General features: G+C 30.5%; 24 protein-coding genes. 12 read left to right on the top strand and 12 right to left on the bottom strand.

All coding sequences use genetic code 11. The annotated features are described in order from the left end of the window. Positions 1 to 20: 20 nt before the first annotated feature. On the top strand, positions 21 to 560 hold the full coding sequence (locus HZC47_06735) for a DUF2115 domain-containing protein (protein ID MBI5680567.1): 540 nt from the start codon (positions 21 to 23) through the stop codon (positions 558 to 560). Positions 561 to 735: 175 nt separating this feature from the next. Beyond that, positions 736 to 1,266, top strand: a complete 531-nt coding sequence (locus HZC47_06730; protein ID MBI5680566.1) for a DUF2115 domain-containing protein — start codon at positions 736 to 738, stop codon at positions 1,264 to 1,266. Between the two features lie 26 nt (positions 1,267 to 1,292). Here the strand turns inward: HZC47_06730 and HZC47_06725 are convergent, their stop codons facing one another. Further along, a complete protein-coding gene (locus tag HZC47_06725) occupies positions 1,293 to 1,913 on the bottom strand; it encodes a hypothetical protein (GenBank protein MBI5680565.1) in 621 nt (206 codons plus the stop codon). Positions 1,914 to 2,680: 767 nt separating this feature from the next. On the opposite strand from HZC47_06725, the gene HZC47_06720 reads away from it, so the two are divergent. Further along, positions 2,681 to 3,511, top strand: coding sequence for a peptidoglycan-binding protein (locus HZC47_06720; protein ID MBI5680564.1), 831 nt, complete (start codon positions 2,681 to 2,683; stop codon positions 3,509 to 3,511). A 124-nt stretch (positions 3,512 to 3,635) separates the two neighbouring features. On the opposite strand, the gene HZC47_06715 is transcribed toward HZC47_06720, so the two are convergent. The 4 genes from HZC47_06715 to HZC47_06700 all read right to left on the bottom strand — a co-directional run bounded on the left by HZC47_06715 (position 3,636) and on the right by HZC47_06700 (position 7,015). Beyond that, positions 3,636 to 4,424 (bottom strand): 4Fe-4S ferredoxin, encoded by a 789-nt coding sequence (locus HZC47_06715; GenBank protein ID MBI5680563.1) that lies wholly within the window; start codon positions 4,422 to 4,424, stop codon positions 3,636 to 3,638. Positions 4,425 to 4,446: 22 nt separating this feature from the next. Beyond that, a complete protein-coding gene (locus tag HZC47_06710; protein MBI5680562.1) occupies positions 4,447 to 5,229 on the bottom strand; it encodes a 4Fe-4S binding protein in 783 nt (260 codons plus the stop codon). Between the two features lie 37 nt (positions 5,230 to 5,266). After that, on the bottom strand, positions 5,267 to 5,860 hold the full coding sequence (locus tag HZC47_06705; protein ID MBI5680561.1) for a TetR/AcrR family transcriptional regulator: 594 nt from the start codon (positions 5,858 to 5,860) through the stop codon (positions 5,267 to 5,269). A gap of 138 nt (positions 5,861 to 5,998) precedes the next feature. Further along, on the bottom strand, positions 5,999 to 7,015 hold the full coding sequence (locus HZC47_06700; protein MBI5680560.1) for a PAS domain-containing protein: 1,017 nt from the start codon (positions 7,013 to 7,015) through the stop codon (positions 5,999 to 6,001). 181 nt (positions 7,016 to 7,196) lie between these two features. Here HZC47_06700 and HZC47_06695 point away from each other — a divergent pair, with 181 nt between their 5' ends. Together HZC47_06695 and HZC47_06690 are read left to right on the top strand one after the other, a co-directional pair. Further along, positions 7,197 to 8,810, top strand: a complete 1,614-nt coding sequence (locus HZC47_06695) for a B12-binding domain-containing radical SAM protein (GenBank protein ID MBI5680559.1) — start codon at positions 7,197 to 7,199, stop codon at positions 8,808 to 8,810. 63 nt (positions 8,811 to 8,873) lie between these two features. Then, complete coding sequence (locus tag HZC47_06690; GenBank protein ID MBI5680558.1) at positions 8,874 to 9,332, top strand: hypothetical protein; 459 nt, start codon at positions 8,874 to 8,876, stop codon at positions 9,330 to 9,332. A gap of 1 nt (position 9,333) precedes the next feature. Here the strand turns inward: HZC47_06690 and HZC47_06685 are convergent, their stop codons facing one another. Continuing rightward, positions 9,334 to 11,151: a glycosyltransferase gene (locus tag HZC47_06685; GenBank protein ID MBI5680557.1), complete on the bottom strand. Its 1,818-nt coding sequence runs from the start codon at positions 11,149 to 11,151 to the stop codon at positions 9,334 to 9,336. Between the two features lie 336 nt (positions 11,152 to 11,487). Between HZC47_06685 and HZC47_06680 the strand changes: the two genes are divergently transcribed. Further along, the gene (locus HZC47_06680) at positions 11,488 to 11,979 is read left to right on the top strand and encodes a hypothetical protein (GenBank protein ID MBI5680556.1); all 492 of its coding nucleotides are present in this window, start codon (positions 11,488 to 11,490) and stop codon (positions 11,977 to 11,979) included. A gap of 89 nt (positions 11,980 to 12,068) precedes the next feature. Here the strand turns inward: HZC47_06680 and HZC47_06675 are convergent, their stop codons facing one another. The 3 genes from HZC47_06675 to HZC47_06665 all read right to left on the bottom strand — a co-directional run bounded on the left by HZC47_06675 (position 12,069) and on the right by HZC47_06665 (position 13,394). Beyond that, on the bottom strand, positions 12,069 to 12,365 hold the full coding sequence (locus HZC47_06675) for a DUF2098 domain-containing protein (protein MBI5680555.1): 297 nt from the start codon (positions 12,363 to 12,365) through the stop codon (positions 12,069 to 12,071). Positions 12,366 to 12,395: 30 nt separating this feature from the next. After that, on the bottom strand, positions 12,396 to 12,680 hold the full coding sequence (locus tag HZC47_06670) for a PRC-barrel domain-containing protein (GenBank protein MBI5680554.1): 285 nt from the start codon (positions 12,678 to 12,680) through the stop codon (positions 12,396 to 12,398). Between the two features lie 177 nt (positions 12,681 to 12,857). Continuing rightward, a complete protein-coding gene (locus HZC47_06665) occupies positions 12,858 to 13,394 on the bottom strand; it encodes a hypothetical protein (GenBank protein MBI5680553.1) in 537 nt (178 codons plus the stop codon). Between the two features lie 264 nt (positions 13,395 to 13,658). Here HZC47_06665 and HZC47_06660 point away from each other — a divergent pair, with 264 nt between their 5' ends. The 3 genes from HZC47_06660 (at position 13,659) to deoC (ending at position 17,301) form a co-directional block, all read left to right on the top strand. Continuing rightward, positions 13,659 to 14,735, top strand: coding sequence for a CBS domain-containing protein (locus HZC47_06660; protein MBI5680552.1), 1,077 nt, complete (start codon positions 13,659 to 13,661; stop codon positions 14,733 to 14,735). Between the two features lie 179 nt (positions 14,736 to 14,914). Continuing rightward, positions 14,915 to 16,564: a tRNA uridine(34) 5-carboxymethylaminomethyl modification radical SAM/GNAT enzyme Elp3 gene (locus HZC47_06655; GenBank protein ID MBI5680551.1), complete on the top strand. Its 1,650-nt coding sequence runs from the start codon at positions 14,915 to 14,917 to the stop codon at positions 16,562 to 16,564. Positions 16,565 to 16,632: 68 nt separating this feature from the next. Further along, a complete protein-coding gene (gene deoC / locus HZC47_06650; GenBank protein MBI5680550.1) occupies positions 16,633 to 17,301 on the top strand; it encodes a deoxyribose-phosphate aldolase in 669 nt (222 codons plus the stop codon). Positions 17,302 to 17,356: 55 nt separating this feature from the next. On the opposite strand, the gene HZC47_06645 is transcribed toward deoC, so the two are convergent. Further along, a complete protein-coding gene (locus HZC47_06645) occupies positions 17,357 to 17,836 on the bottom strand; it encodes a tetratricopeptide repeat protein (GenBank protein MBI5680549.1) in 480 nt (159 codons plus the stop codon). A 189-nt stretch (positions 17,837 to 18,025) separates the two neighbouring features. On the opposite strand from HZC47_06645, the gene HZC47_06640 reads away from it, so the two are divergent. Further along, a complete protein-coding gene (locus HZC47_06640) occupies positions 18,026 to 18,376 on the top strand; it encodes a hypothetical protein (protein MBI5680548.1) in 351 nt (116 codons plus the stop codon). A 13-nt stretch (positions 18,377 to 18,389) separates the two neighbouring features. Here the strand turns inward: HZC47_06640 and HZC47_06635 are convergent, their stop codons facing one another. After that, the gene (locus HZC47_06635) at positions 18,390 to 18,662 is read right to left on the bottom strand and encodes a hypothetical protein (protein ID MBI5680547.1); all 273 of its coding nucleotides are present in this window, start codon (positions 18,660 to 18,662) and stop codon (positions 18,390 to 18,392) included. Between the two features lie 32 nt (positions 18,663 to 18,694). Beyond that, the gene (gene cofH, locus HZC47_06630) at positions 18,695 to 19,810 is read right to left on the bottom strand and encodes a 5-amino-6-(D-ribitylamino)uracil--L-tyrosine 4-hydroxyphenyl transferase CofH (protein MBI5680546.1); all 1,116 of its coding nucleotides are present in this window, start codon (positions 19,808 to 19,810) and stop codon (positions 18,695 to 18,697) included. A 283-nt stretch (positions 19,811 to 20,093) separates the two neighbouring features. Here cofH and HZC47_06625 point away from each other — a divergent pair, with 283 nt between their 5' ends. Both HZC47_06625 and HZC47_06620 read left to right on the top strand, forming a co-directional pair. Beyond that, positions 20,094 to 20,300: a histone family protein gene (locus HZC47_06625; GenBank protein MBI5680545.1), complete on the top strand. Its 207-nt coding sequence runs from the start codon at positions 20,094 to 20,096 to the stop codon at positions 20,298 to 20,300. A 255-nt stretch (positions 20,301 to 20,555) separates the two neighbouring features. Beyond that, complete coding sequence (locus tag HZC47_06620; protein MBI5680544.1) at positions 20,556 to 21,047, top strand: rubrerythrin family protein; 492 nt, start codon at positions 20,556 to 20,558, stop codon at positions 21,045 to 21,047. The last annotated feature ends 80 nt before the right edge of the window (positions 21,048 to 21,127 follow it).

The following is a 21,127-nucleotide window of genomic DNA, read 5'->3' as shown; positions in this document are numbered from 1 at the left end:
TTTATCGGGTTGTGGTTTTAATGGTTAGAGGAATTGAAAACATTGATTTTTCCACTAAAATCAAAAAGACAGAACTTTTAATTATATTAAAAAAAGAGGCTTCAAATATTTCCATAATGGATATTATGAACGCGTGCAATTTTTTAATAGAAGATGCTAAGTATGTGCAGTCCAGTTACAAGAAAGAGTATCTTAAATCTTATAATGAAGCTTTTATAACTCGCTTAAAGGTTTTAAAAGATAATAATGAAAATTATGAGGACCATGTTGATTGCGATGAACTTAAAGAAGCAGTTGACCTTTTAAATGAGCAGGAATCCCAAATTGAAGCAGGGGAAGGTTTTGACCCTCATTTTTTTAAAATATACAAAATTATGTCTATTTATACAACTTTTATTCTTGAAGAGGCTGTGCATCCTCCTGGAACTCCTTTTCCTGGCGGATTTAAAGTTAAATATAAAGACGGAAAATATTTATGCCCTGTAAAAGAAAATCAGAAGAATAATCCTGGTGCAGTATGCGGATTTTGCATTGCAGAGCAGGATGAAGATATGCTTTAAGTGATATTTATTAAATTTATCGAGGTTGAGGAAATCATTTGATTTTCCGAACTTTCGAAATCAAAGATTGAGAAAAATGCTGCACATTTTCTAAAATTTTAAAAAAATTTTGAGGTTGAAGGAAAAATTCCATTATTTCCTGAACCACAAAAATAGAAAATTTTTGAGGTTTTATATGGTTGAAACTATTGAAGAACTGGATTTTTCATCTAAAATTTCAAAGATGGAACTTCTACATGTTTTAAAAAAAGAAGCATCCACAATTCACATGCACGATATAATGTTGGCTTCATCATACATTCAAGAAGATGCAAAGTACATGCAAGCCGGTTACAGGGAAGAATTTGTTGAAACGTTCACCAAAGCATTTATAACTCGTTTTAAAGATATAAGGGAAGATAAAAAAGAGTATAAAGGTTTTATAGATAATAGTAATCTTCAAGAATTTTTAAAAGTATTAAATAAGCAGATTGAAGAATCAAAAATTAGACAGGAGCTTTATTTTCTGCGTTTAGCAAAAATTGTTTCTATTTACACCACTTTTATTTTAGAGGCTTCAATTCATCCTGTTGGAACTTCGTTTCCAGGAGGATTCAAACTTAAATATGAAAATGGTGAGTATTTATGCCCGGTGAAGGATAAACAATTGGATACTCCTGGTGCTTTATGTCGTTTTTGTGTTTCAAAGCAAGATAAAAGTGTCTGACTTTACTTTACTCATTAAAATAACTCTTATTCACATCTTTCAATAAAACAAGCAGCTAAATCCCTTGTTTTAGGGCTAGAACTTTCAAGCTGCTCTTCAATAAACTTCATCACTTTTTCTTTATCCTTAATCTCAGGATATATCTCTCTCAAGGATTCTATGGCATAAGCTTTAAGTAATTCCTTTTGTTTACCTTGATGGATATTCTCAATGTTTATCAGCCTTTCAATTATCTCTTCTTGCAGTTCTGGCTTGTTTATGGCGATTTTACTGGAATTTAATGCAACATGAGATGCCGTCATCACCTTATCTCCAGCAAGTATTCTGTAATAATCTTCAAACATATCATTAAACTTGTTATCTTTGTCTATTTTTGTTAAATCGGCCAGTATATAAACTGCTATGTATTTATGGTAATTATTTTTGCTTTTAAACATTTTATGGAAGTGATCCCATTTAGGATAGAGAATTTCTGGTTTTTCATTGCTTATAATCTGCAATGTTTCAAAGCAGTTCTTTCTGGTGGTGTTATCTTTAGATAAAATTCCATCCATTAACTCTTTGGGTAATTTATCATCAGATAATGCTTTTTTGGCCAGTTCTTCAATGTTTATGTCTTTCTGGTCTAATTCATACTTGGATTTCATGGAAAGTCTCCAAATGATATTTTAAAAGTTATTGTAAATATAATAATGTTAATGTGCTTATTATGTTTAATGAGTTCATTTGTGAAACATTATCATTTGAAACCTATTTGATTTATTTAAAAAAATGAAAATAAGTTTAAACAAATGCAGTTAGGTGAGTAAGTACATATATTTATTAAAATTTCAATAATTCCCATTAATACGAACTGAATTTTAAAATTAAATTAAAATCCTATGTTTTAAAATTTAAGGAGTTATATTACGTTAAATACATCTTCTAAACACATAAATTGGCCATGTTTAAAGCAGATAATGCTACATATTTAAAATCCATGACTAAACCTTTTATCCTTTCTATATTTACTTTAAAAAGCACAAATATATTTATTTATGATTCAAATTGGAATATTATAGCGATAATTAATATAATAGGAGCATTAATGTTTTTATAGGTGATAAAAGCAGATATTATCCCTAATTTCATAGGGCACATCTTATTAGTTTTTAAAATAGACCTTATCTGATTTAATTTTTTTAATTAACTTTTAATTTGAAAGATTTTGGCAAAAATAAGGATAAATAAAGCAAATCCAATAACAGTTGAAACAAAACCCTTTAATTAGGCCTTTTTTCCTTAAATAAGCTTTAATTGCACCTATTTTTCAAAAATATATCGAAACTTTTATATAGGAAGTTATGGTTATAGTAGATCTGTCCTAAAGGGCCCTAATTTGTAGGTGGATTAGGGTACTGGACACGGAGGCGGTATAATTACGAAGAAAATACAGCGTACTACCCGAGCGACAGCTATCGCTCTTTGCGTAGTACTCAGCTTTCTGCCATTTGCAGGGGCTGCAGACAATACAAATTTTGTAAATAGTGAAATAGATCAAACAACAGGCCAAAATACAGTTATTAACAGCGCAGTTAATACTAAAATCTTAGCAGGACTAACTGAAGAACAAGTTACCAGTTTAAAGAATTGGCTTAAAGAAAAGAACTTCAACACCAGCATTAATGATATCAATTTAACCATTGGTTCATCTGGTGAGGATGTTATCATTCTACAGAAATGGCTCAAAGAGCACAATTTCTATGCAGGCGAAATTGACGGTCAATTTGGTAATGACACACAGCAGGCTGTTTACCTGTTCCAGAAAACTGCAGGGATTCAAGAAGATGGTTGGGTTGGAGTAGAAACTTTACAGGCAATGCAAAGCTTTGAAAAAACATCCAAACAAGAAACTACCAAAACAAGCTCCCAAAAAAGTAGTTCAATCAAAACATTGACTACTACTTCAAAAACCAGTTCCACAACAAGTAAAACTAAAAGCACTAAAAAATACACATCAACAAGCTATAGCAGTGGGAGAGGAACAGGAGATTGTTGGGTTAACAGCGCAAATCTATACAGCCAGCTTACAAGTTCTGGTACTAAAGCCAGAATAATACAGTACGGCACAAGTCTTTCATCAAGACATCGGTCTGTTCAGGTTTACCAGAATGGTGCATGGGTTGATTACAACTATAAAGCAAATGGATACGCTAAAAGGTACTACGCAACTAAAAGCAAACCAGGGATAACTGTACTAAACTAAAATTAGCTTCTGGAAATTTAAAGAAGAGTTTTTATAGTTTTTTAACTTTAAATTACTCTTCTTTATTTATTTTTTGTAAATATTCGACTTATTAATAAATATTTAAACATTCTTTGATTTTTATCTATTTTAAAAATTCTTTAGCCTTAACTGCCCTGTATGTCTTTCCTTTATAATTAAATTTAGCAGGCATGGCTTGTCGTGGGCAGAAAGAAACACATCTTAAACAGTATTCACAGTTTAAGCCATGTTTTGGGTATTCGCCTTCTTCCATTGTTATATTTCCAATAGGACATAGTTTAACGCATATTCCACATCTTCTGCATTCCTCTTCTTTAGCATCGAAAAGGAATAGTTTCTGGTGTAAATCAACTCCAGTAAGCTTTAAAGATCCTATAGAAAGTAAATGCATGGCATCTGATAAAATTGGGACTCTACCCCATTCAGTTTTTCCATTTATGATATCTGTTGCATATTTTTCTGCTGATTCCATTCCTTTTTCAACTTTAGTTTCGTTAGTTTCTTTATCTTGTATATAAAAGATGTTTAGAGGCATTTGGATCTCTTTGGCCCCAATAGGAGTGTATCCTTTCTTTTTAACTATTTCTCGAAGCGGGCCAACTATTCCTCCAGAAAAACCACCTAATGTATCAACCATAAAGATTTCTGTGCCATCCGCATGTGGCAAAGAGCGTATAAATTCCCAAACAAAAGGGTATGTTGAAAGAACAGCTACTGGAAAGGCAATTCCAATTGTATGCCCTAAATTTACATCTTCTGGATTTGATTCTTCAATTTTATGTAGATTTACCTCAATTCCCTTCTCTTTAAAGGTATCTATCATTTTCTTTACAACTAAAAGTGTATTTCCGGTTCCTGAGAAGTAATAGAAATCTATTGCATCATTTACCATCCTATTTTCTCCTTTTTGTGTTTTATTTAATGAATTCTTTTACTTTAACTGCACGATGTGTTTTTCCTTTATAATTTATTTTGCATGGAATTGCCTTTTGGGGGCAGAATGACACACAACGCATGCAAAATTGACATTTACATTTATAAACAGGATATTCATCTATTTCAATGTTGTTTATGGGACATATTTCAGCACATATTCCGCATTGGTTGCATTTGGATTTTTTAGCTTTAAATCCAAACCATTTTTGCTGTGATTTTAATTCCCACAAACCCATAATAAAAAGACCAATTTTATAAATGATAAAAGGAAGTATAGGGAAATTTCCCCAATTTGATTTTCCTTCAGTTAATCCAAAAGCAAATTTTTCGGCTTTTTTAAGTCCCTTATCTATCCTTTTTCTTTTAGCTTTTTTATTTTGGATGTAAAATATATTCCAAGGCATTATGATTTCACAAGCACCAATTGGATTATAACCCTTCTTTTTCAGTTTATTATGTAATGGACCTACAATACCTCCAGAATACTCTCCAAGAGTATCAACCATAAAAACTGACGTGCCATTTGCAGGAGGAAGAGAGTCTAAAAACTGCCATACAAAAGGATATGTAGAAAGTCCCGCCACAGGGAAAGCTAATCCTATAGTTTTATTTAAATTAATATCTTCTGGATTAGATTCTTCAAGTTTACATAGATCAACACTAATGCCTCTTTTTTCAAATGTTTCCACCATTTTGTTTACTACTAACAGAGTATTTCCAGTTCCTGAAAAATAATAGAAATCTATTGTTTTTATTTCCATATTTATAACATCCCTACCCTCTTTAATCTCAATTAATCTACTTTTTCCTTTCAATAGGTTTAATGAATTTTTCTTCAAAATGTTTTACTACTTCTTCAAGATTTAACTGCTCATCCAGAAGCATATAACTTAAAATTCCGTCCATGGCCGCCACTAATGTTATTGCACTTGCTTTAACATTATGGGGGATAAATTCACCTAATTCAACCCCCATAGCAAATGCTTCTTCAAAATATTTCATATAATCAACAGTAAATTGCTGATAATATTTTAAAAGCTCCTGATTATCTAAAATTTTAGCTATAGACAAGAAAAGGAAGCTAGTATCCTTAGGATGATCCAGCCAGTATTTTAAATAATTTTCAATGTAAAATAGTATGCCTTCCTTTATAGAAGAGCATTCACTTGCTTTAGATAATAATCCTCCCACTTTTTCGCTGATTTTTTGATTTACAACCAGTAAAATCATGTCTTTACTTTGGAAATGATGGTAAAGTCCGCCTTTGCTAACTCCTGCTTTTTGGGCAATAGCTTCCATTGTAGTATTCTCATATCCTTTTTCCAAAAAAACATCCATTGCAGCATTGGTTATGTCATTAATACGTTCTTCTTTGGATTTTCTCTCAGCCATTACACTCCCCCAAAATACCGACCGTCGGTATTTATAATTAGTGTTCTTTTTTGGTATATAAATTTTTTTGTAATGAAAAAAGATAAAGCAGCTATTTTTTATGAAAAATAAGAAAAAACTAAATTTAAAATGAATCATCTAATAATCTGGTTTCTCATCAGTAAATTTAATAATGAATTTAGTCCCATTTTCTCTTTTCATATCAATAGAACCATCAATTTGGCTGGTTAATCCATTAATTAAAGTCATACCCATATCTCCTTGAGTTCTAAAATCAAAATCCTCAGGAAAACCAATACCATTATCAGAAATTGTTAGTTGAAACAAATCTCCATTTTTTGAAAATTCAACCTTTATTTCGCCAGTTCCATCAGGAAAAGCATGCTTAAAACTATTTATAATAATTTCTGTGGCAATCAAGCCCAAAGGAATAGCTCTATCAACATCAATAGTAGCTTCATGAAGATCAAGTATTAAATTAATTTGTTTTTTTGTATTGAAACTGTGCAAAATTTCAGTGGATAAAGACCGTAAAAACTCAGAAAATTCAATCTCTTTAACATTTCCAGTCTGATATAATTTCTGGTGAATAAGAGCCATGGATTTAGCTCGATTCTGACTTTCCTTGAAAAGCTCCTTAACATCTTTATCTTTAATATAACTTGATTGGATGTTCAAGAGACTTGAAATCATCATTAGATTGTTTTTAACCCTGTGATGAACTTCTTTTATCAACATTTCTTTTTCATTCAATGTTTTTTTGAGTTTTTCTTCCATTAGTTTGCGTTCAGTTATATCCCTCGCAATATGCACACTTCCTAAAACTTCCCCTTTAGAATTCCTTATGGGAGAAGCTGTTACTATGAAATAACCGCCAATATTCTCCTCATGGACTTCAGAAGTATGTTCAAGTCCGTCTTGCAACAATTCATGGTGAGGACACCCGATTATTGGAGCATCTGTATGATGAACGACCTCAAAACAATGTAATCCTACTCCTTGATCAGGAGAAACCCCCAAGCGGTCAGCCATAGCTTTATTAATCTTTATAACCATATGATCACGGTCAAGAATAGCAATAAGATCTGGTAAAGCGTCAAAAACATATTTCCATATATCTGGAGACTTTAAAATACTAATATCATATTCTGGCAAGTAAAATCACTTCAATTAGTTAAATTAAGATTAATATATATATAAACATGGTATAACTTTATATAAATATTTTATCAAAAAAGTGAAGAACCCTCCAATCACGATTTTCTTTGATAAATATCCTATATAATAAAAAAAATCATTTAGACGTTTCATCAATATAAATTGAAAGGCGAATTCAATGAATAAAAAAGGAAGAGTCATTTTAATTGGTGCTGAAGATGAAGAAAATCTTTCAATCAGATATCTTGCCGCAGCATTAAAAGAAAACAACCATGACGTTAAAATTATTCCTTGCTCCAGAAATGAAGATTTTCCAAGAGTATTAAAAGAATTTAAAGATTTTAATCCACATATTTTAGGAGTTTCTATTGCATTCCAGTCCCTTGCATTAATGTTCTTTGAAATTATCCGTAAAATAAAAGATATTAAGCCTGAAGTCCATGTCACTGTGGGCGGTCATTTTCCAACCTTTCAATATGAAAAAATATTGGTCTATGAGCATATTAATTCTGTTATTCGATTTGAAGGTGAAAAACCAATTTCAATGTTAGTAGATGCCTTGATGAATGGTGATAAACTTTCAGATGTCCCTAATTTAGTTTATAAAGTAAATTCAACAGGAGAACTGATAGAAAATCAATGTATTCATGAATTTCCTGATCTTGATACACTTTCATTCCCTTTAAGAGACAAAACTCCACAGATGAGGCTTGGAGAAAATTTCGCAACTCTTGTTACAAGCAGAGGCTGTTTTCATTCTAAATGCATTTATTGTTGTATTGGTGCCTTCCATCTCAAAAAAGAAAATAAACACGCCATGAGATCTCCAGAAAATGTTGCACAGGAGATAGCAGAGCTTCATAACACTAATAAAGTACGTTTATTTCAGTTCCATGACGATAATTTTCTTTTACCTTCAAAAAAACTTTCTCTAGAGCGGATTGAATCATTGAAATCTGCTTTAGATAAAAATATCAATATAGATGAAATAGCTCTTTTAATAAAAACCCGGCCAGAATCAATAGATGAAGAAGTTGCATTTGTTTTAAAAGATATAGGAACTGTTGGAGCTTTTATGGGTGTTGAAAATGCCAGTGAAAGTGGTCTTAAATCTTTAGCTCGAGGTTCAACTATTGAAGATATTACAAATTCAATGGAAATACTTAAAAAGCACGAAATTGCTGTAACATTCAATTTATTGTTTTTCCATCCCAAAGCCAGTCTCTGTGAAATTAATGAAAATATTTATTTTATGAAAGAACATGCAGACCACGCTTTTGGTTTTGGAAGGGCCGAAATTGTGGCTGGATCTCCCCTTGATAGATTAGTTAGAAAAAAAGGGCTTTTAAGAGGTGAATGGCCTTCTTATGATTATAAAATTGAAGATAGCTCTGTGGAGAAAATGTTTCGTATAAATGCCCTTACTTTTTACAAAAAAAACTCACCATACCCTAATATATCTCAAGAGATGATAGCGCTTTACTACAGGGCAGAAATGATAAAAAGATTTTATCCTGGCAAAAAGTCTCAAGAACTTTCAGGAAATGTAAATAAACTTGTAATTAAGTTCAATGAATTTGTTTTGGAGAATTTACTTGAAACATACAGGTTAACAGGAGAAATGGAATCTGATCAGGAGCTAAATAATCTTTATATGAACATAGAAGAGATATGTGCACATTTTACAGGAGAGATCAATGATTTATCTCGAAAAATGGGTAAGTTTCAAATGCTTCAAAGAAAGTTTAAAGATATTGGAATCAGTCCCAAAATGGTTAAAAGATTTTTTTAGCCAGTCTTTATCCCCTTAAAATCATGCCTATTTAAATAATAAAAAGAACAAAAATTATTGTGTATGGTGAATGTTAAGGAATTACTAGAACCTAATGGATTTAAAATTATTTTAACTATATTATTATTCATTCTATTTTCTGTTTGGGCTGTAGCAATTTCAAGTCCAGATTACCTTTTCTATTACAAACCAGGCATATTAAATAACCTTATTTTGGTTTTAAACAACATATGGTGGTTATTAATAATTATTTTAGTTATAAGCTATTTTATTGGGGCATTTATGGATCATTACATAGATGATAAAAATCTCAAGACATTGATTACAATTGTTTTAGGGTTTATGTCTATTATTTCTATTTATTTAATGTTTAGACTTTTAAGCGAACCAGTTATATGCGATCCAGTCCATAGACCTAACACTACAGAAAGTTATAACTTGAATCTTTTAAATGAGATTAAAGTTGATAAAAATGCAGTTAAAGATTCATTAGCCCATTGTCTTGAAAATATTTATAAATAAACTATTGAGTCCTATTAGATTCCACAGAGTTGGTAACACTGTAATCTGAAGTGTTTTTACTACTTTTAGCATGTTTTTCTATTGCTTTATCTAATGATTCAATTATTTCATGATTACCGTTATGTTCAAACTTGTTTAATGAGTTTCGGTATGTATCTAACTTTGACAAGAATTTTTCAAGGTTTTCTCTGGTTAGTGATTCATGGAATTCACCATAAAATAATTTTTCAATGTATATTGCATTTATGGTCTGTTCAAATTGCTTTTTAACAGGAATACAAAATACTGGCTTTTTTAAATAAATTGCTTCCCCTATTAATGTGAAGCCCCCGTTAGATACCACTGCTTTACATGATTCAAAGTCTTTAAAGAATTGATTTTCATTGAATTTTCTAAAAAGAAGATTTCCTTCTTCTTTATCCATATTAAAACCATAAATAACAAATTTTTCATCAATCTCTTTTAGTATGGGAATAAGCTCTAAATTAGAATCACTTGTCTGATAAACAAGTATATGCTCCCTATTTACAGGTTTAAGATTAAAAATTTCTTCCCTGAGCACTGGAGGGTATAATGACACTTTTTTTTCATTTTTAATTTCAGGATAGAAAAATGTGGTTATTAAATATTCTTTAGGTCTCACAATAAATGAACGGATTACTCCCTCAGCAGCTATTCTTTCACTTAAATACTTGTCAGGAACGTCTATTTTACATTGAGTAATGATATGTATGTTATCTACGCTTAAAAGAGGTGTTCTTGTTAATTTACTTAAAATATTGGCATAAATTTCAAAATCAGATATTATTATATTAGGCCGGAATTCCTTAGAAAGTGCATACATTAACTTAATATTCTTTCTAAAATCTTTTGGAAGATTTTTCATTCCTTTTATGAACGTATGAGTGTATTTTGCCGTGTTTTCATCATATACTGTGTTAAATCCATCTATATAATACACGTTGTCAAATTTTTGGGATAGGTAACTGTAAGCTCTGTCGCTTGCAAAAATTATAACTTCATTTTCCGTTAGAAGGTGTTCAATCATTACAGCGCTTCTTATTGCGTGGCCCATTCCTTCTCCACAGACAGAATATATTATTCTATTTTTTTTATCGTCATCGTGGCCGAAAGTATAATTTAGTTCTCCAGCAGTTATTTTCTTACCTAAAAAGTCATATAACGTACTTTTTGCATATATAAGTGCCAGGCTTTTAATTCCTTCTTTTTCAAGCCTTCTTGTGGATATAAGAAGTCTTGGTTCTCTTAAAACTTTAAAAGAGCTTATTTTTCCCATTCTTTCGATGTAATCACTGTCTTCACCAAAATCAAATGATTCATCAAATCCATTAACTTTTTCATGAAGTTTTTTAGTGGTTAATATTCCATAGCACCCTGCGCCATGAGGTTTTATGGATTCAACACTCCTCATAAATAGGTTTGCAAAATCATGCAGTAATTTATCTTTTTTACTATCACTTATGGGGATAAGTTGAGTTATACCAATACCCAGATCGTTTTCAGCGAATTCATTTAATGCTGTTTCAAGATAATCTTCAGTTAATATGACATCAGCATCGAGAAATAGTAAATATTCCCCTTTTGCCATTTTAGCTCCGCTGTTCCTTCCAACAGCAGGATGTCCGCCATCTAAAACCATCGACCCAAATGATTCTGCGATTTCTCTTGTTTTATCTGTTGATCCTGCGTCAGCTACAATTATCTCATAATCAGAATATTTTTGATCTTTTATGCTTTGAAGTAATTCAGGAAGGTAACTTTCCTCATTATATGTTGGAATTATTATACTAAGTTTCACAGGCTTAAGTTATATCTGGATATACTTTTAAAGATTACCCTCAAAATTAAAAAATTGTATTTAGTATGAAACCAATATTTAAATAAATAGAATTTCATTTATTTTTAGAAAATATTAGTTAATTATTTGGAATTCTTATTTATACGCAGTTTTAAAGCATTAACTGATAAAAAATAGGATTTTATTCTAATTTAGAATATCTATAGGTAAGTATAATATCTATCAAGTACAATATAACATTGTAGATAATTATTATAAATTAAGTTTATATGTTGACTTTAGACTTATTTTATTTTTAATTTTTAATTGTGAAATGGAGATGTTAGCATAAGCGCTATGAATGATTATTTAAATGAATTTTTAGAGTCTGCAGGTAAAACTGACGAAATTAATAAAATAGACCAAAAAATAGAATTTAATAAAAATAAATTAATGGATTTAGAGAAAGAAAAAATAATATTCAATAATAATATTTTAGCTGCCGAAAAGGAACTTATCAACCTTGAAGAAGATTCTAACAATGGTAAAGATTCTTCTATTAAAAAGAACATCGCTGATACTGAAAACATGTTAGATGATCTTGAAAATCAGATATCACAAAAAAATGATGATATCAATGAGTTAAATGAAGAGAAAGATGAAATAATCAAGAAATGTCTTATGAAACTGCATTCTGAAATGAAAAATAATCATAAGAAAGTAAATGAAGATCACGATAAATATGTGGATTTATACACCAAAGCAAGGGAAGAAAGACATAATATTGAAAGAAAAATGGTGTATTTAAAGTCATTAGTATATAAAAATTACAAATTAAGGTTAGTTTAATTTTAAAAATATTATTGATATTTTTAGGGCTCAAAAAAGGACAAATATGCCCTGTAATGGCATTTTATAATATATAATTCTAAAAAGAATTATCCGCCGCCATCACAAAGCTCTGAACTCATGTCAATATCGTCGCCCACAATTTTATGGCTCTTTTTTATTTTTCCATCTATATCTTCAGATTTACGCTTTAGCTTTTTTTCTTCAATTTTGTCGATTGCCTGAAGGTAAATGGAGTTATACCACAAATCGTTGGCATCAGTTTTAACCCAAACACTTTTATCTTGAGTTTTAAGCTCTAAAATCTTACCAATAGTTCCGGTTCCGTTATATATTACATATGAATCTTTACCTATAGATTTTCCATTTGAATCTACAGCTTCCATTTATTTGCCTCCACTAACATTTTTAAATTATTATTTAGTTAGTGTTAATCTTGTTTTTTTATTGTTTTCTTCCTTTTCTTCTTGGATCAGTTCTTCTATTTCTTCTTCTTCAAGTTTTAAAAGCAAATAATCTCCTATTTGAGCTATATCGTCAGATTTAATTTCAAATGTTTTATTTCTCAGTAATTCTCCAGTAGATATCATTATACTGTTTATCACCCCTTCTTTGGGCATTAAATCAACATCTGATACTTTACCTATTTCTACAGCATTTTTATCAAGAACTTTTTTACCTAAAAATTCGCTGACTTGCATTACCTTTTTCCCTCCATTTCATGTCTTTGTCTAAAATAATTTTGTCTTTTATTCTAATTAAAATATCCTCAAATTTCCTTTTTTTCAGTCTATGAAAAAGAAACACTTGTAATATATTATGGCATATTTTCAGCCCATAAAAAAAAGAGATGTTCATTAGAATTTCATAATATCAAATCAAGTTCTTGGCAAACTAGATATCCATTCATATATTAAATCATATCCATATACAATCCCTGCATCACCTTGAATATAGTTTTCTCCAGTTGGATCTGCCCCAGTAACTCTATGCCAACCAACTACGGTTTTTTCAGGCCAATACATCACGATTATATCTGTGTAATATCTATATCCCGTAACTGTTTTGGAAGTTTCCGGAACACCTTTAATATAACTTTGGTAATTCCCTAAAGACTTTTTCTTGACATTTACTATCATAAAAACAGTTATCTGATCGCTTTCGTTTATGTTATACGTAACTGTATTTTCTATTTTATCAAAGTTATTAGGAGTAAATGGACCATTATTAGTCATATCCCAAAAGTAAAGCTTTCCTTTAATTGGAATATTACTATTATCTGGACCTTTCGATTTATTATATTCTAAGGCTATTGGTACTAATTGATCAATAAAATCTGGTGATGATCTATCTTTCGAAAATTTATCATCTGAAGAACTACACCCCGAAATGGTTAAAACTGACAAAATTAACATAACAATTAAGCCCGATATAGTTATATTTCTCATAAAGTTATCCCCTCTTTAAAACTAAAATAATATTAGTAAGCTAATAACTTAAAATATATGTTTTTTCATTTATTTCATTCTATAAAAAAATAATTTTTTTTAAAACATTTAATTCTCCATTGAGTTAATAGGAGACCCATAAATTAGTTTTAAACTTAAAAAGAATATTATAATAATAACTAAATAATAAATTACTGAATAGATAAGCAGAAAATTAAGTTTGGTACGTTCATGAAATCTTCAATCAAAATATTCAGCATATTTGGAATTCCTGTAGAATTACATATATCCTTTCTTTTATTGATAATTTTAATATTTAGCATGGCTTTTTTCGGGTTTATCTCTTTTTATATAGCGTTTCTAATCATATTGCTCTTTTCAACAGTTATTATACATGAATTAAGCCATTCATATATGGCGAAAAGGTATGGAATCCCTGTTGATAGAATTATACTTCTACCTATTGGCGGAATAGCTTCAATGGGAAAAATACCTAAAGATCCAAATCAAGAATTAAAAATAGCAATTGCAGGACCATCTGCAAATATAATCATTGCATTATTCTGTTTTATTTGCCTTGGGATTATAGGAGGTTTAGGTTCTCTAAGTTTTTCATCTTTATTTATAACCAATACTCCTTCAGCAGATTTAACATTGTTTCTTTCTAATTTTTTAGGAGTGAATTTGCTTTTAGGAATTTTTAACCTTCTTCCAGCCTTTCCAATGGATGGTGGACGAGTTTTAAGGGCATTCCTTGCAAGAAAAATGGACTATGTTAAGGCCACCAAAATAGCTGCATCTGTGGGAATTCAGTTTGCAGTATTAATAGCTATTTTAGGTATATTCTTCAACATTTTTTTGATATTAATAGCCATCTTCATTTACATAGGGGCAGATCAAGAGTACAAAGCCACTTTGATTTCATCAATGCTTGAAGGAATTTATGTTAAAGACATTATGGCCAAAAATGTGGACACTTTAAGCCCAGAAACCCCTGTTTTTGAGGCTTTAAGCACCATGTTTAAACAAAGACATATGGGATATCCTGTAATGGATAATGAAAACCTTATTGGAATTGTAACATTCGAAGATATCTCTAAACTTCCTGAAGAACGTCATACTGTTCCTATTAAAAATATAATGACAAAAAATCTTATTTTAGCTAGTCCAGACGAACCTGCACTTAGTGCATTAGAAAAAATCCAGAAAAATAATATTGGAAGACTTCCAGTAACTCGAAATGGGAAATTAATTGGAATTGTGTCAAAAACAGACATAATAAGGGTTTTAGACTCTAAGTCAGTGTAATAAAATAATTAAACTCTATTTTTATATTTCTTTTTTAAATATTTTTATACAAAAACTATTAATTGTACCAACTATCAATAATTTTATAAAGACTAAAGAGTTTTATTTGATAATGATAATTAAAATAATCTTAAATTAAGTTATAACTAATTAAATATTGATTTTTGGAGAAAATAGGCATGAAAAATGCATGTAAACTCATAATTAATGAAATAATAAATGGAAACATTAAAACAAAAAAAGATCTGGAGAATGCAAAATTAAAAGCTTGTAGAGATTACAAACTTGAAAAATTTATGAGTAACTCCCTAATACTGAAATATGCAACTCCTGAAGAGAAGAAAAAAGTAGCCAGTATACTTAAAAAGAAGCCTACCCGAACAATATCTGGTGTGGCCATAGTTGCTGTAATGTGCAAACCACATAAATGCCCTCATGGAAGATGTCTTTACTGCCCAGAAAGTGAAATCGCCCCTCCCAGTTATACTGGAGAAGAACCAGCAGCATTACGGGCAAGAATGTTTAAATTTGACCCCTATTTACAGGTTTACAATCGTCTTCTTCAACTGGAAAGTATTGGCCATAATTTAGATAAGGTTGAATTAATTATAATGGGTGGAACATTCCCTTCCTACTTCTTATGTTACCAGGAATGGTTTATAAGCAAATGCTTGCAGGCTATGAATGATTTTGGAGTAAAAGAAGTATTAAATCAGAGTAATTCAGCTGAAAATTTCAGAAAATCTATTTCAGTAGATGATATAACATCTCCTAATGGTTTTGCTTACCTAAAAGATGTTCAAAATACTAATGAAAATTCAAATGTTCGTTGTGTAGGTATGACCTTTGAAACCCGTCCAGACTACTGTAAAATTGATGATGTGGATCGTATGCTGAATATGGGTGTTACAAGGGTTGAATTAGGGGTTCAAACTATATATAATTATATTTACAAGAGGATTGAACGGGGGCACACTGTAGAAGACACTGTTGAGTCATCGCGGATACTTAGGGATTCTGGGATTAAAGTAGCTATGCACATGATGCCTGGTCTTTTTGCAGATTCAAAAAGAGATTTACGGATATTTAAACGATTGTTTAGTGATGAAAGGTTTAAACCAGATATGCTTAAAATATATCCTTGTTTAGTTACCAAAGGTTCAAAACTTCATGAAATGTGGGAAAAAGGAGATTATAAACCTTATACCAGCAAAGAAGCTGTTGATTTAATTGTTGAAATTAAAAAAATGCTTCCAAAATGGGTTAGGACTATGAGAATTCAAAGAGACATTCCTTCTCCTTTAATTGAAGCCGGAGTTAAAAAATCAAATCTGGGAGAGCTTGTATACAATAAACTCCATGCGCAAAAGATTAACTGCAAGTGTATCCGCTGCAGAGAAGTGGGACATAAAGCATCTTATGGTATTGAACCAGATATTGATAATGTGGAATTTTTAAAAGAGAAATACAATGCAGGAGAAGGAGAAGAACTATTTTTATCCTTTGAAGATATTAATAAAGATATTTTAATTGGATTTTTAAGGCTTAGAATACCATCTAAAAAAGCACATAGGGCTGAAGTAGATAGTAAAACAGCTCTTATTCGTGAATTGCATGTTTATGGTTCAATGACTCCATTGGGCGAAAAAGATGAAAATTCATGGCAGCATATGGGTTATGGAGAAAAATTAATTAGTGAAGCTCAAAGAATTGCTTCAGAAGACTACGATATGGAAAAAATAGTTGTTACAAGTGGAATAGGGGCCAAAAATTACTACAGAAAATTCGGATATGAAAAATTAGGTCCTTACATGGCCAAATCAATATAAATTATTTATGAAATTAAAGGAAGTATTTATTTATGGATTTAATCAAATACCCTAAAAAAATTGCAGAAATGATAGATCACACTAATTTAAAGCCAGATGCAACAAAAACAGACATTAAAAGGCTTTGTGATGGAGCAATAAAATACAGCTTTGGTTGTGTCTGTGTTAATCCATCTTATGTTCTGCTTTCTAAAAATTTATTGAAAGAAACTAATGTGAATGTCTGTACAGTCATAGGATTCCCTTTTGGTGCAAATACGTCTAAAATAAAATTTTTTGAAGCTAAAGATGCTGTTGAAAATGGTGCAGATGAAATTGACATGGTCATAAACATTGGCACTCTTAAATCTGGTTTGTATGATGAAGTAAAAAATGATATATCTGGAGTTGTTGCTGCTTCAAGAGGTAAAACTGTAAAAGTAATCATAGAAACAGCTTTGCTTGATGATGATGAAAAAATAAATGCATGTAATGTAGCTAAAGAATCAGGAGCAGATTTTATTAAAACATCGACGGGTTTTAGTGTTCCTGGCGCTACAGTAGAAGATATTATGCTTATAAAAGAAACTGTAGGTCAAGATATGGGAATTAAAGCTTCCGGCGGCATTAAAGATTTAAAAACTGCTTTAAATCTGATAGATGCTGGTGCAACAAGAATTGGAACTTCTTCAGGTGTTAAAATTATGGAAGAAACCCTCAAATATGACTATTTAGGGCATCACAATCAAAGATTGTGAAAGTATATAAAAAATAAAAATAATCATTATCAGTCCTATTTTTTTATTTCTTGTTTTATATCTCTTTTAAAACTAAAGAACGGAGCTCTTGAGCTTCTTTAAACTTTTTATCCATTTTAATAGCATCATTTAATAATGAAATAGTTTTATCATATTCTTTTAGGCCGTAAAATCCCTTAGCTTGTAGATATAATCCAAATTTAAAAAAATCATTCTTTCTAGAACATGTAGAAAGGAAATAATCAAATATTTTTACAGATTCACCATATTCTTCTAACATTAAAAAAACATACCCTCTATTATACAATGCCATTTTATCAGCAGGGTTTAAGCGTGCTACTTGTTCAAAACACTCTAAAGCTTTACGGTACTCTTTAAGTTCTAAATATGCTATTCCTTTATTATTCCACGCTGGAAAATATTCATCGTCAAATTTCAATGCCTTATCAAAAAATTCCACGGATTTTTGGACTTCACCTTGCCCTAAAAATACCATACCTTGTTTATGGAACATTTCAGTTTCTTTGTTGGTCATTAAATCGCCTCTTAACATTTATAATATGAAAAATACTTTTAATTACCAATAATATTCAATTCATTGATTATCTGTTTATTTGTAAAAAAGAGTATTTACACTTTCTATATTTTTTATTCAGATTTATAAACAGAAATAATTATTTTTCAATGTATAAATATATTTAATTATATTTTTGAGGTGAACTAAATGAAAATTGAAATAGAAGTAGTAGGTAAAGGAAAAGCAACTGGAGAATTAGATAACAGAAATCCAGAAACATCTGCAAAAATTTATGAACAGTTACCCCTTGAAGGAAATGTAAATATTTACTTAGAAGAAATTTATTTTAACATTCCAATAGATTTAGATTATGAAAATCCATCAGGAGAATCTAAATGTGGTGATATCTCTTACTGGCCACCAGGAAATGCTTTCTGTGTTTTTTATGGTGATTCACAGCCTGCATCAGATGTAAACCATATTGGCGAGATTAAAGACAATTTAGAAGTTATTAAAGCAGCTCGAGATGGAGATAAAATAATAATAAAAAAATTATAAATATTATATATACTTATTTAACAATTAAATCATGATTATTGGAAGCAGATATAATAGCGTTAATCAATTCATCTATATTTTCACAGCCTTCAGTATAAAAAATTGATATGATTCCCTCTCCAAATCCAATTGTCAAGCCATTATTTTCTTTTATTAAACCCACAATTTGATCTACATGAATTCTACGTGATGCATGTTTATGTGCAAAACCAAAAATTTCAAGTACATTACCATCAAAGGTTAAAATTCCAACTGATTTCTTATTTTTTCCTTTTACTTCTACCATTAATATAATTCCCCCGAATATAATTTAAATGATCATAATGAATTAATTTCAGTATACAAAGTATTTCTACAGGCAGGTACTCTTCCAATATCCTTTATCACTCTTTCTAACTCACTAGGAGGTGTATAAACACCGTATGATGCTCCAGCAGATCGAGATATATTCTCTTCTCCCAAAGTACCACCTAAATCATTGGTACCTGCCATAAGACATATTTGGGCAAATTTAAATCCTAATTTAACCCACGAAACCTGTATATTTTTTATTAAATCCCTAAACATTAATCTTGAAACTGCGTAAAGTTTCAAATCTTCTGTTCCTGTTGTTCCGGGATTTGAAATACCTTCTTTAAAAATTGGAGCATTTTTATGCATGAATGACAATGGCACAAATTCTGTAAATCCTCCTGTTTTTTTCTGTATATTCCTTAAAATCTCCAGATGTTCCACCCTATGACTTATATTTTCCACATGCCCATACATCATAGTGCATGTTGTTGGAACTCCTGTTTTATGTGCTGTTTCAATAACATCAATCCATTGAGAGGTGGAAAGCTTCCCAGGACATATAATTTTTCTTATATCATCATTTAAAATTTCAGCAGCAGTTCCTGGCATGGATCCTAACCCTGCATCTTTTAACATTTTAAGCGTCTCTTCTATTTCCAGATCTGCCTTTGAAGCTCCATAAAATATTTCCATTGGAGAAAATGCGTGAATATGAATGTCTGGAACTTCTTTTTTGACATTTAGAAGAATGTCTCTATAAAAATAAGCATCAATATCTTCATGAAGCCCTCCCTGGATACAAACCTCCACTGCTCCTTCATCAGCAGCTTTTTTTGCCCTTCTTACTATTTCATCAATATCCAAAAAATATGCACCTTCATCATTAGTGTTCTTTTTAAATGCACAAAAGCCACACGTTCCAGTACAGATATCTGTGAAATTAATGTTCCAGTTAGGGATGTATGTAATCTTATTTCCAACCAATTTTTCTCTTAGCAAATCTGCAGTTAGGATTAGTGCCTGAAAGTCTTTTCCCTGTGTTTCCATTAATTTTCCTGCTTCTTCAGTGGAAATTTCTTCGTCCATGGCTTTTTTGAGTATTTCTCTTATTTGAGGATCGATGCTCATCTTGTCAAACATGCGAATTCATATAAAATTTCAATACCTTAAAAGTTTTGGTATTTGACCATAACTGATTTCACTACTACAAGCTGTCTTCAATATTATATCCCGATAAAAGTCAAAGCATATTTTCAAAGTTCAGTGATCACAATATTCCAATATTGTTCTGTCATCTTGAAATATTCATATAAATCATATGCTCATTTAATGAAACTGCAAGGAGTTGACCATAGCTCAACACACTATGAAAATCGATAAGTTTAAATATTATAGATGCAAAGCTAAATTAGGAGGTGAAATTATGGCTGAATTACCAATTGCTCCAGTTGGAAGAATCATAAAAAATGCTGGTGCTCAAAGAATAAGTGACGATGCAAAGGAAGCTTTAGCAAAATCCTTAGAAGAAAAAGGTGATGAAATTGCAAAGAAAGCTGTAGAGCTTGCAAAACACGCCGGTAGGAAAACTGTCAAAGCTGAAGACATCGAAATGGCTGTTAAAACAGCCTAATTTTTTCCTTTTTTTGTTTATAAAAATTAGTATATATTTTTTTCTCATTTAAGTAGATATCTTATTGTTTTTAATTTAAAAATGATTAATTTTATTTGTTCGAATTTTATCTTCTTAAATTGTAAATTTCATATTTTGAATTTTTAAACATCAAATAAAAACTGAATTAAATTATATTTTTAAAATAGTAAAAAATAAATAGAAAAATTGTATTTAAATAAATATGATAATTAACTGATCATGGAGGCCATTTAAATGAGCACAACAGATAATTTAAAAGAAGCTTTCGCCGGTGAATCACAGGCAAATAGAAAATATTTAGCATTTGCTAAGAAAGCAGAAGAAGAAGGATTTTTACAGATTGCAAGACTATTTAGAGCTGCAGCTTATGCTGAAACAGTCCATGCGCATAACCATCTTAAATTCCTTAAAGGAATAAACAGTACAGAAGAAAATCTCAAAGAAGCAATAGCTGGAGAAGTTGAAGAATTTACAGAAATGTATCCTGCATTTATAGAACAAGCCAAAGCAGAAAAAGAACAAGGAGCTTTATGGAGCTTTGATGTTGCAAATAAAGTAGAAGAAATTCACGCAGGACTTTATAAAGAAGCTTTAGAAAATATTGGGAACAATGTAGAATCTGTTTATTATGTATGCAACTTCTGTGGAAATACAGTTGCAAAAGAAGCGCCAGAAATTTGTGAAATATGCGGTGCACCTAAAACAGAGTTTAAAAAAATAGAATAAGTAAATAAACTATTCTAAAACTATTTTTTTTATTTTTATCCGTGATTCAGATTATCCCTTAAAAAGAGGGAAAAATAAAA

The organism is Methanobacterium sp. (genome assembly GCA_016222945.1).
Taxonomy (GTDB): Archaea; Methanobacteriota; Methanobacteria; order Methanobacteriales; family Methanobacteriaceae; genus Methanobacterium_D.
This window is presented reverse-complemented; position numbering and strand designations above follow the sequence as displayed.